The organism is Mesorhizobium sp. WSM4810, assembly GCF_055811235.1.
Genome location: NZ_JBVVQV010000004.1, coordinates 164,236 through 179,548, shown reverse-complemented (window position 1 = coordinate 179,548; position 15,313 = coordinate 164,236). Strand labels below are relative to the sequence as shown.

The window sequence follows — 15,313 nt, the reverse complement described above, 5'->3', positions numbered from 1 at the left end:
TCCTTGCATTCACATTTTTGCGAGTCCGCCCCTCACCTCTTTTGTGGGAGGCTCAGCTTCGTGGCTTGAGATTCTCCGGGTCGTAGAGCGGCCTGTAGCCGACGGCGGCCACTTCGACCGGGTATTTCTCGCCGAAATATTCGACATCCAGCTTGCGGCCCTCCTGGCAATACGTCCACGGCAGATAGGCGAGCGCAATGTTCTTGCCGATGGTCGGGCCGTAGGCGACCGAGGTCGTAAACGATCGGCGGCCGAGTTCATCGACCAGCGTTTCACCCGTTTGCGGGTCCATCACCGGCAGCGTGCCGACGGGATAACGGGCAACGCCGTTGGAATCGACATTATCCGTCATGACAAGTGTGCAGAGCATGGCCGGCTGATGCGCGCGGGCGCGATAGTCCAGATGCTTTGCCTTGCCACTGAAATCGGCCTCCTTGACCTTTGGGCGGGCAAGATCGGCCTCCAGCAGATTGTACTCGGTCAAAAGATCCGCATTCTGCAGGCGCAGGCTCTTCTCCATGCGGCGGCTGTTGGCATAGGTCTCGACGCCAAAAGCCATCACGCGGGTCGAACGCAAAGCATCCCATACGGCCAGGCCGTCTTCGTATCGCATGTGCAGTTCCCAGCCCTGCTCGCCGACATAGGAGATCCGGAAAGCGGTCACGTCCTTGCCGGCGATCCTGACAGGCTTGATCGCCGCAAAGGGGAAATTCTCCGGCGTCAGGCCGTCCGGGTCTTCCACGACCTTGCTCAATGTTGCCCGGGCGTTCGGACCCCAGATACCGACGGTCACGTATTTTTCGGTCACGTCGGTGATGGCGACATCGAACCCTTTGTCTTCTGCCGTCCGCCGCATGTAGTGGAAGTCGCGCGGACCGGCATCTGCGCCGTCGATGACACGGCAGCGGTCGGCCATGCGGATGACGGTCAGGTCGGCGCGCACCATGCCCTCATCGTCGAGGAAATGGGTGTAGATGCCTTTGCCGATATTGCCGTCGCCGCTGATCCTGGCCGCGCACAGCCACTCCATCAGCGCGACATGATCAGGGCCTTCCACGTCGTACATTGCGAAATGCGACAGGTTGACGATGCCGCAATCCTCGCTCATGGCGAGATGCTCGGCATTGGAGACGCGCCAGAAATGGCGGTTGTCCCACTCGTTTTCGCGCACCGGCACGCGGTTGCCATATTTCTCGAGCAGGTGCTCGTTGGCGGCATAGCCATGGGCGCGCTCCCAGCCGCCGAGTTCCATGAAATAGCCGCCGAGTTCCTTCTCGCGCTCCCAGAAGGGCGAGCGGCGCACGTCGCGAGCCTTGGAGAAGGGCTCGCGCGGATGGACGGCCGGATTGTAGACCTTCATCGCCGTTTCGGTGCAGCGGTCCCAGATGAACTGCTCTTGCGTCTGGTGCGGATAGAAGCGCGAATAGTCGATGGCGTGGTGGTCGATCGACGTCCGGCCGTCCGTCATCCAGTCGGCGATGAGCTTGCCCATGCCGGGGCCGTCCTTGACCCAGATCGCGACGGCATACCAAAGGCCCCGCACCTTCTGGCTCTCGCCCATGGAGGGGCCGCCGTCTGCCGTCACCTGCAGAAGCCCGTTGAAGGAATGGCTCTCATTGTAGCCCAGTTCGCCCAGGATCGGCGTCAGTTCCATGGCGCGCTCGAGCGGCGCCAGGATCTGTTCCATGTCGAGGTCGCGCTGCGAGGGCGATAGACGGGCCTGGTCCTTCTCCAGAAGGTCGCGCGGATGGCAAAGGCGCGGATTGGTCTCTTCGTAGTAGCCCCACTCGATCTGCCCGCCTTCGGCGGTCTTGGGATCGCCGGTGTCGCGCATGTAAGCCGAGTTGCCCTGGTCGCGCAGCAGCGGCCAGCCGATCTCCTTGCCGGTGCCGGCGAACTCGGTATAGGGCCCGAAGAAGGTGAGCGGATGGTCGATCGGCATGACCGGCAGGTCCTCACCCACCATTTCCGCGATCAGCCGGCCCCAGATACCGGCGCAAACGATCACGTAGTCGGCTTCGATGGTGCCGCGATCGGTCACCACGCCCTTGATGCGACCGTTCTCCACGACGAGCGACCTGGCCGGCGTGTTGGCGAAGGATTTGAGTTTTCCGGAGGCTTCCGCCTGGTCGACCAGCTTGCCGGCGACCGTCTGCGAGCGCGGGATGACAAGACCGGCATCGGGATCCCACAGGCCGCCCTGCACCATCTCTTCTTCGATCAGCGGGAATTTCTGCTTGATCTCGGCCGGCTCGATCAGGCGGGCACGCGTTCCGAAAGCCTTTGCCGAGGCGATCTTGCGCTTGATCTCCGCCATGCGATCGTCGTCGCCGACGCGGGCAACCTCGAGGCCGCCGATACGGGCGTAGTGACCCATCTTTTCGTAAAAATCGATGGAGTAGAGCGTCGTCCAGCAGGACAGGAAATCATGGCTGGTGGTGTAGCAGAAGTCGGAGGCGTGCGCTGTCGAGCCGATATCGGTCGGGATCCCTGACTTGTCGATGCCGACGATGTCGTCCCATCCGCGCTCGATCAGGTGATGGGCGATCGATGCGCCGACAATACCGCCCAGCCCGACGATGACGACCTTCGCCTTTTCCGGAAACCCTGCCATTGCCCGCGACTCCAAAGTGGTAAAGCGGGCACCGGCGCCCGTTTGATCGGCGCACAATATGCAGGCGGCAGCCGCCATGCTACCGCCTGTTTGCGACACGCTGCAGATGCGACGCGACCCGAAAGGATCAGCTGCTTTCGGGCCCGGGGCTATCCCTCAGGCGAAGGCCCAGATGTCCTCGGCCTGGAAGCCGACCTGGTAGCCAGCGGTCTTCAACTTGACCACGACCTGGCCGATCTCGGCCGCCGGCAACGCACCAACCTCGACCTTGATCATGCCGGGACGGTAGCGCTCTAGGTCGAGCTGCTCGAAGACGATCCAGTCGGCGCCTTCGCAATCGACAAGGAAGGGTCGATATGGGTGATGCCGTTGCGGTCGAGCAGCGTCTGCAATGTCTCCGACGGCACTTCGATATCCCTGAGGTGCGGCGCGAATTTGTTGAAGTTGGCATCGGCCTGGCCCCAGGCATTCTTGCCCGACATCAAATTTGTGTCGGTCACCGACGAGCAGCCGATGAACTCGATCGGCAGCGTGCCAGCCTCGAGTGCGGCGGCATCGAAGGTGTGGACCGTGATCGTTCCCTTGGTCTTCGTCACTGCGACCGATGACGAAGCGGCCCGTATCGGTATAGTTGGCGTGCAAGCGCTTCTGGTTGTGCGGGATCGGCTCGACCAGTACGGCGCGAGCGTGCGGGATGCGGTGCAGCCACGGCGTCACATCGTCGAACAACACGCCATCGCAGGCGCCGACATTGACCATCTGGAACCGCCTTTTTGCCCCACTGAGGCGCGCCTTCAGCGCGGCCTTCGCCAGGAACTTCGTACCGCGCAGCGACGGCCCGCGATCGAGGATGCCAGCGGGGAGGCCGAGCGACAGCGCGATGCGCGCCAGGCTGGAAACGGAACTCATGACTTGTCTCCAGGAATGACGTGCAATGGCGCGGCGCCGCGCCCTTTGGTGCTCGCTGATGCCCACAACGCCATGAATGGCCCGGCGAGCAGCAGGAACGGCGGGATCAGATTGGGAAAATAGATGCGGGTGTCGTGGATCGGGAAGACCGTGAATTTGGCCGATACGCCGAGCACCAACGCCGCAAACAGAATGCCGGCGCGGCGGTCGAACTTGAAGCCGGCACGGCTTGAGGCATACCACCCCGCCAGCGCCAGCACCGAGACGCCGACCCAGTTGTTCAGGCCGACGGCACGGACCACGGAGACGGCAAAAGCCCGGAGGTAGGCGACAGCCGAGAACGGCGGATCGAAGCCGGCCATATTGTAGTGCTGCTCGATCGAGGAGAACCACAGATGCGGCCACCAGCCGGGATGCTGCGCCCAGTGCGAGATGGCGAAATAGGCGACGAGCGAGGCGGCAAAGCCGGCCAGCGCGCCCCACGCCCTCTGCCGGAAGGCGACCAGCAACACGGCAAAAATAGCAAGGAAAACAATATTGTCGGGCCGAGCCATGAAAGCGAGGAAAAGCAGGATCGCGGTGGCCACTTCACGACCGCGCCTATAGGCAAAGAGCCCGCCGAGGAACAGCGCCGAGCACAGCAGATCAGGCGTCAACGCCCGCGCCGCGTCACCGAAATCGGCCATGATCAGCACCGCGCCGAGAACCGGCGTCAGCGCCAGCGCGCCCTCAGAGCGCAGCCAGAGCAGCGCGATCGCGCCGAACAGCAATACCGAGAACACCTGCAGCAGCCGCATCGCCGCGACCGGCGACATCGCCGAGCTCATCGTCGACAGGATCTCGGCGTAAAGGAACTTGATCCGGTACATGCCGAGCAGCGAATGGAAATCGGCGGCATTCCCGGCCATATGACTGCGGAAGCCGCCGCCATCATCGGTCAGCGCCTGGTAGTCGCTCGCCGACAGGCCGTCCCTGACCGTGCCATAGGCATAATCGTGCAGCGCCTGCACATCGCGATAGGTGCCCTCCTCGGCGATCGCGAGGTAGGGCAGCATGTCCCAATTGGCGTCAGGCATGAACCATGCCGTCGCCGCGGTCAGCAGAATGTAGAGCGCGAAGGCAGCCGCGCCGATCGGTGCGGCAAGACGCGCATAGGTGCCCTCGCCCCATGCCAGACCGGCCTTGGTCAGCCGGTCGAGCAGGTTTGTCGGAGCCGGAGACTTGCTCAGCATGGTCTCGCTCGGCGCACCTGGCTAACGGACCTGGCTTTTGACGAAATCCTTCACGATCGACACGATGCCGCGCGACAACAGGCTGTCGAGCGCCTCGACGAAGCGGTCGACATGTTCGCGCTGGCAGATCAGCGGCGGTTCGAGACGGATGACGTTGCGGTTGTATTCGGTGAAGGCAACGAGCACGTCATAGTCACGCAGCAGCAAAGCACCAATAAAACCGGACAAGGATCCCTTCAGCTTGTCGTCAAGCACGCTGACCACAGGCCGCAGCACCATCGGCAAGGTCTGCGAAAAGTCGTGGAATTCCAGCCCGACCATAAGGCCTTTGCCGCGGACCTCCTTGATGATCTTCGGGTATTTTTCCCGCAACGTCTGCAGGCGTTGCAGCAGATAGTCGCCGGTGACCGCGGCGTTGTCGATCAGCCCCTCGTCGTAAAGCACGTTGAGCGCCTCGATCGAGGTGACGCAGGCCTCGCCCATGCCGCCGAAGGTGGCCATGGCGTGGATCATCGCAGTCTTCGGCGTGCCGTAGGCCTTCATATAGACCTCGCGCCTGGCGATCATCGCGCCGACCGCCGCCTTGCCGCCACCGAGCGACTTTGCCAGCGCCGTCACGTCCGGAACGACGCCGTAGTGCTCGAAGGCATAGAAGCGGCCTGAGCGGCCATAGCCGCACTGCACCTCGTCGGCGACCCACAGAACACCGTATTGGTCGCAGAGCGCACGCAGCTTCTGCCAGTATTCGGCAGGCGCCTGGATGATCCCGCCGCCGCCCTGGATGGTTTCGAGCACGATGACGCCGACCTCGGGATCGGAGCGGAACGTGCGCTCGACCGCTTCGACGTCGCCGAACGGAATGCGCATGACATTGTCGGCCATCTTGAAGTCGGCGCGATAGAGCGAGCCGTCGGTGATCGCCAGCACGCCCTTGGTCTTGCCGTGGAAGGAATTCTCGGCATAGACGATTTTCGGCCGCTTCGGGCCGGCGGCGCGCTCGGCGAGCTTCACCGCCGCCTCCATGGCTTCGGAGCCGGAAGAGCCCAGAAACACCATGTCGAGGTCGCCGGGCGAGCATTTGGCGAGATTGTGCGCCAGCGCCGCCGCATACTGCGACATGAAGGCGATGGCGATCTCCTGCCGCTTCTCCTCCTGGAACTTTTTGCGCGCCTCGAGAAGGCGCGGATGATTGTGGCCGAAGGCCAGCGAGCCGAAGCCGCCGAAGAAATCGAGGATCTTGCGGCCGTTCTGGTCGATGTAGAACATGCCTTCGGCGCGCTCGACCTTGATCTTGTGGAAGCCGAGCAGCTTCATGAAATGCAGCTGGCCGGGGTTGAGATGCGCCTTGAACAGGTCGGTCATGCGCGCGACGTCCATCGCCTTGGCCTGCTCGACGCTGATCAGATCGGGCTTGGCGGTGGTGGCGGGCGAAAGCGCCGGCGCGCTGACCGTGGCGCGCGCAGTCGTGTGGTCTGGCTTGGTCATCACGGTCATCTCAAGAGTCTCCTGCTGGCCCGTCACTCGGCGGGCACATGTTTGGCGGCGACGGCATGGCCGTCTTTCTTGGCGCGATATTCGCTGTAGGCGGCGATCAGCATGTCCTCGTCGCGATATTGCGGCACCCAGCCGAGCTGGCGTTCGGCCTTGGACACGTCGAGCACGCAGTCCTCGTCGGCGATCAGATACTGCTCCGGATCCATGATCGGCATGTTCAAGAGGTCGAGCAGGTCGAGCGTTCGCTTGACTGCCCAGCCCGGGGTCGGGATCAGGATCGATTTCGAGCCGGCATGCCTGATCAGGTCGCCGAGCAATTTCCGGACCGGCGGCGGGTTGAGCGAGCCGAGATTATAGGCCTCATCAGGCACGCCGGCCTTCCACGCGGCGCGCGCCGCCTCGGCGCAGTCGAACACCGAGATGAACTGATACGGGTTCTTGCCCGAGCCGATCATCGGCACCGGAAGGTTCCAGTCGATCAGCTTGAACAGTTTTTCGAGGATGCCGAGGCGGCCGGGGCCGATGATCAGGCGCGGCCGAAACAGCGAGATCGACATGCCGCGCTTGCGCCATTCGACGGCCAGTTCCTCGGTCTTCTGCTTCGACCAGCCATACTCGCCGAGCGGCGCAACCGGGTGTTCCTCGGTCATCGGCTGCGTGACCGTGTGGCCGTAGATCATGTCGGTCGTGTAATGGACGAGCTTGGGCGCGCCGGCTCTGTCCATCGCCTGCATGATGTGCTCGGTGCCGTGGAAATTCACCGGGAAGAAGAATTCGTGGCGCCTGGCGCGCACCTGGATCGGCGACAGCATTTTCGCCGACAGATTATAGACCATGTCGTCGGCCTTCAGCCCGACCGAATCGACCGAGGCCGGATCGGTGACGTCGCACCCGACATATCGGGCGGAGCGGTAATGCGGCAGGTCGCTTTTAGCGATATCGGCGACGACCACCTCCTCGCCGTCGGCCAGAAGTTTTGGGGCAAGGTGGCGGCCGACGAAACCGTCGCCGCCGAAGATCACATGTCTCATCGAACGATCCCACTGTGAATCTTGTCGGACGAAAGGGAGGCGGTTTCCTCGTCATGCCCGCGACCACCCAAATCCCGGCCGCTTTGGGCGATCAGCACCGTGCCGACGCAGATGAAAGCGATGCCGGCGATACGCCAGCCATTGAGGTCTTCGCGGAAAATGAAATAGGCGAAGATCGCAACGGCGACATAGGCGAGACTGAGGAACGGATAGGCGAAGCTGAGCTCTACTTTGGACAGCACATAGAGGTGCGACGCCATCGAGATGACGAAGGTGCACAGGCCGAGGAAAATCCATGGGCTGAAGACGATCTGCAACAGCTTCAGCAACGGATTGGCGCCTTCGAAGGAAATCGAACCGAGTGACATCATGCCCTGCTTCAGCATGAGTTGCGCGGCGGCATTGGTCATGACCGTGAACAGAATGAAGACGATGTATTTCATGTTTTTTCCATCAACCCTCCCCCGTCCTATTGAAAACCTCCAAACATTTCGTGAAGCACAAAAAGTCTTGAGGAAAGCTTGAGTTATCGACGCATTAACCACGACATATTCGAATGTTATCTATTCCGCGGCTTCGGCGGTTCCGTGTCGCGCCTCGAGCTTTTTCGCCGTTCGCGCCCAGAAACTCGACATGAAGGCGGGATCGCGGATCGCTTCGAGGCGTTGCCATTCCGGAAAGGAGGCTGCGAAAACGTCGTCGCCCATGCGGGCGTCCTTGTAGGGATTGATCGCGCCACCGGCCTCGACTGTGATTTGGTCGAGTTCCTTCAGCAGCGCCAGCGTCGCCCGGCCACGGTTGGGGAAATCCAGCGTCAGCGTGAAACCCGGCCGCGGGAACGACAGCAGTGCCGGCGAGCGGACCCCGCCGAAGCGCTTCAGGACTGTGAGGAACGAGCCCTGCCTGGCCCGTTTTGCCGCCGCAAGCAACGTCGGCACCACTCGGCGCGCGACGTCTTGCGGCATCACGCTCTGGTGCTGGAAAAGCCCGTTCGGCCCATAGAGCCGGTTCCAGTTGCCGACGCCGTCGAGCGGAAAGAAGAAACCCTGGTACCCGACCTGGCGCGGCGCTGTCGACCGGCCTTTCTTCCACCGGTAGGCGGCATTGAACGCAGTCAGGAACGGCCGGTTGAGCACGTTGAACGGCGGCTGGAACGGCACCGAAAGATTTTCACCGGCCCGCAAGGCCACATGGGAGCCATGCTCGGCGTGATTGCCGGTGAACAGCAGCCCGCGCCCGCGACTTTGGCCGCCGGCAAGCTGGTCGATCCAGGCGACGACGTATTCGTTGGCCTGATCGGCCGCTTCTGCAAGTTCGAAGAACTCGCCGAGATTACGGAACGGCGTCACCTTCTCGATGATGTCGAGCGATGGCACCCTCATCAGCCGGATCGATGCGGACAGTATCAGGCCAGTCAGCCCCATGCCGCCGATCGTCGCCGCGAACTGGCGTTCATTCTCGGTGGCCGAGCAATAATGGGCCTGTGCGTCTGATCTGAGCAGCGTCAAGGATTCGACGTGGCAGCCGAAGGTGCCGCGCCGGTGATGATTCTTGCCGTGAACGTCGTTGGCGATGGCGCCGCCGAGCGTGACGAACTGCGTACCCGGAACGACGGCGGGAAAGAAGCCGTATGGCGCTGCATGGGCGATGATGTCGGACAGAAGCACGCCGGCCTCGGCCTCGATCACGCCGGTCTCGGCATTGAAGGCGCGGATCCTGTTCAGCGGCCGCATATCGACGATCGTGCCGGCTCCATTCTGGCAGGAATCGCCATAGGAGCGGCCGTTGCCGTAGGCGAGCAAAGCGTTTCTTGTCGCCTTGCCGCTCTTCAGCAGCGCAACAGCGTCGTCCGCCGGGATCACATCGAGTGCCGGTGGCGTGGCAAGACCGAAGCTCTGGAACCGCTCCTGCCCCACGTCTACCAGCCTCCGACGACCAGAAACACAGCGCCGATGAGCACGACGATCTGGCTGCGCCAGTCGCGGATGATGAAGACGACCGGATCGTCATGCATCTGGTCGCGGCGGGCGAGAATCCAGACGCGCATGGTCAGGTAAAGCACGATCGGCGCCAGCGGCCAGACCAGCCAAGGATGCGGATAAAGTTCGCGCACCGCAGCGCTGTCCATATAGAGCGCCAGCACCAGCGCCGAGGAAAAGGCCGACGCCATGCCCGCCTGGGCGACGATCTCCTGGTCTTCGGTGCGGTAGCCGCGGCCGGCAATGCGCTCGCCGGCCGGAATGGCGGTCGTGCGCAGCTCGACAAACCGCTTCACCAGCGCCAGCGACAGGAAAAAGAAGATCGAGAAGGCCAGCAGCCAGAACGAGACGTCGACCCCGGTCGCCGCGGCGCCAGCCAGAACGCGGATGGTGTAGAGACTGGCCAATGTCAGCACGTCGATCAGAAGCATGCGCTTGAACGACAGCGAATAGCCGGTGGTGATGACCATGTAGCCGCAGAGCACGCCGAGGAATTCGATCGGCAGCAGAAGCCCTGCGCCAAGGCCTATTGCGAGCAGCACCATCATTGAACCGAGGCCGAACGGGATCGACAGCGCGCCGCTGGCGAATGGCCGGTTGCGCTTGGTCAGGTGTTTGCGGTCGAGCGCGAGATCGAAGAAATCATTGAGGATGTATATGGCGGAAGCGACCGCGCTGAACGAGACGAATGCCAGCAGGCATTCCCAGATCATGTCGGCGTTGAAGTATTCGTGCGACAGCACCATCGGCACTGCGATCAGCGAGTTTTTCAGCCACTGATGAACGCGCAGCATCTTGACGATGGTTCTGAATGTCGGCTTCGGCGCCGGCATGATTTCAGCACTGTGCGCGGCCTGCCAGCGCGCGGCATGACGGTCGGGCGCGACGACGATTGCCGTGCGCGCGGCGTCGAATACCTTAAGGTCGCGCCGACTGTTGCCGGCATAGTCGAAGCCGCCATCGCCATAGGCGGCGACAAGCGAGGCGCGCTTTCTGCCTGACGTCATGTTGTGGGGGCCGTCAGTCGCCAGGACGCGATCGAATATCCCGAGATGTGCGGCGATCGCCTCGGCGAATTTACGCGGCGTCCCGGTCGCCAGCACGATCTTGCGGCCTTCGCCATGTTCGGTGCGAAGGCGCTGAAGCAGCGCCTCGCGGTAGGGCAGCGACGCAGGATCGATGTCGATGCGTTGAGCGATGGCCTGCTTCAACCGCGCCGGCCCGCCGGCGAGCCAGAACGGCACCAGGAAAACATAGAGCGGATTCTTCTTGAGAAGGATGAACAGACCTTCCCACAACAGGTCCGTCGCGATCAGCGTGCCGTCGAGATCGACAGCAAGCGGGATTGCGTTCCTGTCCGACCGCACATCCATTCTTCGTTGCCCTGCCTAAAAGCGCATGATCCCGAAAGTCGACCTTTCGGAAAGGATCAGGCGCCGATCCAAAACCCCATGCTTCGGCGTCTTCGGCCCGATATAGCGGGCAACAGCGCAGCGATCGTTAAAGCGTCCGGCCCGGCCTGGCTTTCGGGACGGTATTTTCCCTTTCATCGTTAAGTTTCGATAACCCGAAACGATCAAAGGCCGGGCATTTGCCCGGCCTTCTAAAAACTAGTCAACGTTTTTTGACGCGGTTACTTGATGCGGGCGACGCCGCCAGAGATTTCGATTGTTTCCGAACCGGTCAGCGCTTCGAGGTCGCCATTCGGCATGGTAACGAAACAGCCGGTCGGGCAGAATTCAGCGGTTTCGCCGGCGGCCAGCGCCAGCTCCGTCTTGCCACCGCCTTCGGTCACGACGAGTGTGCGGGTCTCGGCGTCCTTGTTGGTGGCGCTGGCGGCAAAGGCTGAACCGCCCACGGCAAGAAAAGCGATGGCGGCGACGAGCGACTTCCACATTTGCAGTATCGGTGTTGCCACCGCCTCTGTTGCATTTCGCAAGGCATTTCCGCCCTTTGCATGTGAGCTTATATGAGATGCCAGCTGAACGGCAACTGAATGCCGCATTCATGCCGCAATTGCTTTGGCTGCGTCGGAAGCGCAGGTATCAGCCGTTCGCAGGCCGGCTGAATATCAATAAACCCTAATCGGGATCCGGCTTGCGGGTCTTGCGCCCGGATCTGGCCAGGCGTTTCGTCTCGGCCACGGCTTCCGCCTTTGCTTGCTCCTGTTCGGCAAAATCGACTTCGATCTTGTCGTCATCGATCGGCCACGCCTCATGCTTCTTGGTCTCGACGACGGCGCGCGGCGCCGACGGAATTTCGATATGCTGATCGGCGAACTCGTCGAGGACGGCAAACCGAATGTCGTTCTGCACGATGTTGCCGTTCATCACGTCGGCCAGGAACACACGGATTTCGAATTCGAGAGCGGCCGCCCCGAAATTGGTGAACAGCACGAAGGGTTCCGGATTTTTCAGCACCAGCGGATGGCCGCGCGCAATCTCCAACAGCACAGCATGGGCCTGCTTGACGTCGCTGCCGTAGGCGACGCCGACCTTGATGTCGATGCGACCGAGCTTGTTGCGGTGCGTCCAGTTGCCGACCGCATTGTTGATCAGGTTTGAATTGGGCAGGATCACCGACTGCCGCTGGAACGTCTCGATCTCGGTAGCGCGCACGCTGATCTTCTTGACCGTGCCGCTGATCTCACCGGCGACGATCCAGTCGCCGACCTTGAACGGCCGCTCGGCCAAGAGGATCAGGCCGGAGACGAAGTTGGAGACGACATTCTGCAGGCCAAAGCCGATACCGAGCGACAGGGCGCCGGCGACAAGCGCCAGGTTGGAGAGATCGATGCCCGCCGCCGAGACGCCGACGAGGGCTGCGAGCGCGACGCCGGCATAGCCGACCGCCAGCCGGATCGAGTTGCGCACGCCGGTATCGACCTTGCCGCGCGCCATCACCGAGCCGTCGAGCCAGCCCTGGAACCAGCGCGTCAGGAAATAGCCGATGATGAAGACGACGATGCCGGTGAGGATGCCGGTCACCGAGATCGTCACGGAGCCGACGGTGAGGCCCGTCGCCAGCTTGTACGCCCAGGCCTCGATGTCGCCGGGCTGGAAGCCCCACATCAACAGGATCATCGGCAGGAACACCAGCACGATCATCAGGTTGATGGCGACGCTGACGACCAAGCCGAGCTGGTCGAGCGCGGACTCCTCATAACTGGAATTGGTCGATAGCCAGCGCCCGATCGACGTGTTGGCAAAGCCACCTTCCTCGCTGATCGCCCGCGCTGACAGGAAGCCGATATAGGCGGTCACCAGAATGGTACCGGTGACCACGACCTGCAGCGAGACGAAGATGGCAAGGCCGATATAGCCGAGCAGCGCCGTGGCAATGGTGAAAAGGCCTAGCGCGACAGCGGTGTAGCGCAGCCACGCCGGCCAGGGGCGCCAGCTTCCGTCGGTGGCCTTGAACGGCTTCAGCAGCGCCATCAGGATCAGGATGATGCCGACGATGACGGTGGCGACAAAACTTCTGGCGATGGTCAGCGACAGCGGCGAGCCCATCGTGTCGTTGACCACCGACAGGAAATAGTTGACGCCGATCACTACCGCCATGGCGGTCGTCAGCCGCACCAGCCAGCGTGCCGGGCCTGATTCAACGGGGATGAGCCGCCAGTTCGGCAGCCGCGGCTCCAGCGTCGCATTGGCCAGTCGGTTGACGCAGAACACCACCGCGATGACCCCGACCAGCGCCTTCAGGAAAACGCCAATGTCGCCGCGCAACACATTGTAATAGTTGAAAAAGAACACGGTCGAGACCAGGAAGACGCCGACCGCCAGCGTCGGCAGCAATGTCGACCAGAACGCCACCGACAACCGGCTGAGATAGGACGGATCTTCGACCGACGGGTCCGCTTCGAAGATACCCCCGAACAAACGCCGCCCACCGACAAAAAGCACCGCCGCCAGGGAAAGCGCCGTCAAGGTCGCGGCCAGCACGGCCTGGAACTTGAACTTGAAGACAAAGGCCAGCCACGACGACACTGCCTTGTTGAAGCCGGTAAATTCACCATTGGCATCGGAAATGACTTCAGGGCTCAACGCGTCGGACAGCACGTAGCGCTTGGTGAGCAGATTGCGAAACAGCTCGCTGCGCATATTGGCGATCTTGGCGATGAGGCCGCTGATTCGGATCGACAGGTTTTGCGCCGCGGCGATGACAGCATTGATCTCGGCCTTTTCGGACGCCAGCGCCTGGCGTTCGCTGGTCACGATGTCGGGTTCGGGTGGCTGGCCCGCGGCCGGCGGCGCCGCGAGCTGATCGAGCCTTGCGTTGATCTCCGAAAGGCGCGGGCGGAAGACAAGCGCGCTGTCCAGCGCACCTCGCGACATTTCCTCGAGCTGCAGGCGGATGTCGACAAGGCTGGCGTCGTCGTCACCGTCCTCCTGGATTTTCTTTTCGAGATTGTCGGTCCTCGTCGTCAGGTCCTGCAGGATTTTCTGCTGGTCGGCGACCACTCCGGAGGCAGCCTGCTCAAGCCCCTGCGCCGCCGCATCAATCGACAGCGGCGCCGAGGCGACGGTCGCCAGGACCAGTACGAAGCGGAGCAGTCGGAAAAGCATGATCGTTTGGCGACTCACAGGCGGTAAGGCGTTCTAAAGCTTGCCCTTGATAAAGACGCTGATACCGGGGAGCAAGCCGTCCCGCCCTGCCGCCCTTCGGAGTCGGCCAGTCGAAAAGCGATGGCGCAATATTGGCTTTGCGGCAGCGGCCTGCTCTATAATGTGCCGCATCGCCCAAAACGGCTGACGAAAAGCCAGAACGGACAACAAAAAGAATGGCGGAATATTCGGCCTTCTCGCTTCTCAAAAATGCGCTGACCGGCAACAAGGACTGGAAGCCGGCCTGGCGCAAGCCGGATCCGAAGGCGTCCTACGACGTGATCGTCATCGGCGGCGGCGGCCATGGCCTGTCGACCGCCTATTATCTCGCCAAGGAGCACGGCATCACCAACGTGGCGGTGCTGGAAAAGGGCTGGCTCGGCTCCGGCAATGTCGGCCGCAACACGACAGCCGTCCGCTCCAACTACCTGCTGCCGGCCAACACGCGCTTCTACGAACATTCGATGAAGCTGTGGGAGAACCTGTCGCACGATCTCAACTACAACGTCATGTTCTCGCAGCGCGGCTGCCTCAACCTCGCGCACACGCCCGCCCAGCTCGACGATTTTGCCCGCCGCGGCAACGCCATGCGCCATCTCGGCGTCGACGCCGAACTGATGACCACGGCCGAGATCGCGCGCCTGGTGCCGGCGCTGGACGTCTCCGCCACGGCGCGCTTCCCAATCGTCGGCGGCCTAATGCAGCGGCGCGCCGGCACCGCCCGCCACGATGCCGTCGCCTGGGGCTATGCGCGCGGCGCCGACCGCCGTGGCGTCGACATCATCGAGAATTGCGAGGTCACCGGCTTCCTGCGCGACGGCGACCGCATATCAGGCGTCACGACCTCGCGCGGCGAGGTTCGCGCCAGGAAGGTGGCGGTCGCGGTGGCCGGCAGCACCGGGCAAGTCATGCGGCTCGCCGGCATCGATACGATGCCGATCGAGAGCCAGGTGCTGCAGGCCTTCGTGACGGAATCGCTGAAGCCGTTCATCAACACGGTCCTGACTTTCGGCATGGGCCATTTCTACATGTCGCAGTCGGACAAGGGCGGCCTTGTCTATGGCGGTGACCTCGACGGCTACAACAGCTACGCCCAGCGCGGCAGTTTGCCTGTTGTCGACGAGGTGATGAGCGAGATGTTGGCGCTGTTTCCGGGTCTCGCCCGGGTTCGCATGCTGCGCTCCTGGGGTGGCGTTTGCGACATGTCGATGGACGGTTCTCCCATCATCACCACCGGCCCGCTGCCGGGCATGTATCTCAACTGCGGCTGGTGCTACGGCGGCTTCAAGGCGACGCCGGCCTCCGGCTGGTGCTTTGCGTGGACCATAGCCAAGGATGAACCGCACGACATCAACGCGCCCTTCACCCTGGATCGCTTCCATCGCGGCCTGGTGATCGACGACAAGGGCCAGGGCGCGACGCCGCGGCTGCATTAAACCATGAT

Annotated in this window: 10 protein-coding genes and 1 pseudogene; 1 reads left to right on the top strand and 10 read right to left on the bottom strand. The window is 62.6% G+C overall.

Translation table 11 applies throughout. The features are described 5' to 3' along the window. Positions 1-52 precede the first annotated feature (52 nt). The 10 genes and pseudogenes from AC0L3O_RS08075 to AC0L3O_RS08030 all read right to left on the bottom strand — a co-directional run bounded on the left by AC0L3O_RS08075 (position 53) and on the right by AC0L3O_RS08030 (position 13,830). On the bottom strand, positions 53-2,614 hold the full coding sequence (locus AC0L3O_RS08075; protein WP_128166908.1) for a GcvT family protein: 2,562 nt from the start codon (positions 2,612-2,614) through the stop codon (positions 53-55). Between the two features lie 156 nt (positions 2,615-2,770). Then, a pseudogene (locus AC0L3O_RS08070) lies at positions 2,771-3,523 on the bottom strand (FkbM family methyltransferase). Next, a complete protein-coding gene (locus tag AC0L3O_RS08065; RefSeq protein ID WP_128166910.1) occupies positions 3,520-4,755 on the bottom strand; it encodes a hypothetical protein in 1,236 nt (411 codons plus the stop codon). Before AC0L3O_RS08065 ends, AC0L3O_RS08070 begins: the two are co-directional and overlap by 4 nt. 21 nt (positions 4,756-4,776) lie before the next feature. After that, entirely contained in the window at positions 4,777-6,249 is a 1,473-nt protein-coding gene (locus tag AC0L3O_RS08060) for an aspartate aminotransferase family protein (RefSeq protein WP_473534103.1), read from the bottom strand. A gap of 23 nt (positions 6,250-6,272) precedes the next feature. Continuing rightward, positions 6,273-7,280 (bottom strand): NAD-dependent epimerase/dehydratase family protein, encoded by a 1,008-nt coding sequence (locus AC0L3O_RS08055; RefSeq protein ID WP_023798914.1) that lies wholly within the window; start codon positions 7,278-7,280, stop codon positions 6,273-6,275. Further along, complete coding sequence (locus tag AC0L3O_RS08050; RefSeq protein ID WP_023798913.1) at positions 7,277-7,723, bottom strand: EamA family transporter; 447 nt, start codon at positions 7,721-7,723, stop codon at positions 7,277-7,279. Before AC0L3O_RS08050 ends, AC0L3O_RS08055 begins: the two co-directional genes overlap by 4 nt. Positions 7,724-7,843: 120 nt before the next feature. Beyond that, positions 7,844-9,196 carry an FAD-binding oxidoreductase gene (locus tag AC0L3O_RS08045; protein WP_473534104.1) on the bottom strand — a complete coding sequence of 451 codons (1,353 nt, stop codon included), beginning with the start codon at positions 9,194-9,196 and terminating at the stop codon, positions 7,844-7,846. 2 nt (positions 9,197-9,198) lie between these two features. Continuing rightward, positions 9,199-10,632, bottom strand: coding sequence for a UbiA family prenyltransferase (locus tag AC0L3O_RS08040; RefSeq protein WP_473534105.1), 1,434 nt, complete (start codon positions 10,630-10,632; stop codon positions 9,199-9,201). Positions 10,633-10,892: 260 nt separating this feature from the next. Beyond that, positions 10,893-11,156 carry a hypothetical protein gene (locus AC0L3O_RS08035; protein WP_023798910.1) on the bottom strand — a complete coding sequence of 88 codons (264 nt, stop codon included), beginning with the start codon at positions 11,154-11,156 and terminating at the stop codon, positions 10,893-10,895. A 184-nt stretch (positions 11,157-11,340) separates the two neighbouring features. Beyond that, positions 11,341-13,830: a mechanosensitive ion channel family protein gene (locus AC0L3O_RS08030; protein ID WP_473534106.1), complete on the bottom strand. Its 2,490-nt coding sequence runs from the start codon at positions 13,828-13,830 to the stop codon at positions 11,341-11,343. A 215-nt stretch (positions 13,831-14,045) separates the two neighbouring features. Here AC0L3O_RS08030 and AC0L3O_RS08025 point away from each other — a divergent pair, with 215 nt between their 5' ends. Next, positions 14,046-15,305: a sarcosine oxidase subunit beta gene (locus AC0L3O_RS08025; protein ID WP_287174639.1), complete on the top strand. Its 1,260-nt coding sequence runs from the start codon at positions 14,046-14,048 to the stop codon at positions 15,303-15,305. Positions 15,306-15,313 lie beyond the last annotated feature (8 nt).

Coding starts and splice junctions, on each gene's coding strand:
- AC0L3O_RS08030 (WP_473534106.1), bottom strand. CDS start 13,830: ATGCTTTTCCGACTGCTCCGCTTCGTACTGGTCCTGGCGACCGTCGCC.
- AC0L3O_RS08035 (WP_023798910.1), bottom strand. CDS start 11,156: ATGTGGAAGTCGCTCGTCGCCGCCATCGCTTTTCTTGCCGTGGGCGGT.
- AC0L3O_RS08040 (WP_473534105.1), bottom strand. CDS start 10,632: ATGGATGTGCGGTCGGACAGGAACGCAATCCCGCTTGCTGTCGATCTC.
- AC0L3O_RS08025 (WP_287174639.1), top strand. CDS start 14,046: ATGGCGGAATATTCGGCCTTCTCGCTTCTCAAAAATGCGCTGACCGGC.
- AC0L3O_RS08050 (WP_023798913.1), bottom strand. CDS start 7,723: ATGAAATACATCGTCTTCATTCTGTTCACGGTCATGACCAATGCCGCC.
- AC0L3O_RS08055 (WP_023798914.1), bottom strand. CDS start 7,280: ATGAGACATGTGATCTTCGGCGGCGACGGTTTCGTCGGCCGCCACCTT.
- AC0L3O_RS08075 (WP_128166908.1), bottom strand. CDS start 2,614: ATGGCAGGGTTTCCGGAAAAGGCGAAGGTCGTCATCGTCGGGCTGGGC.
- AC0L3O_RS08065 (WP_128166910.1), bottom strand. CDS start 4,755: ATGCTGAGCAAGTCTCCGGCTCCGACAAACCTGCTCGACCGGCTGACC.
- AC0L3O_RS08060 (WP_473534103.1), bottom strand. CDS start 6,249: ATGACCGTGATGACCAAGCCAGACCACACGACTGCGCGCGCCACGGTC.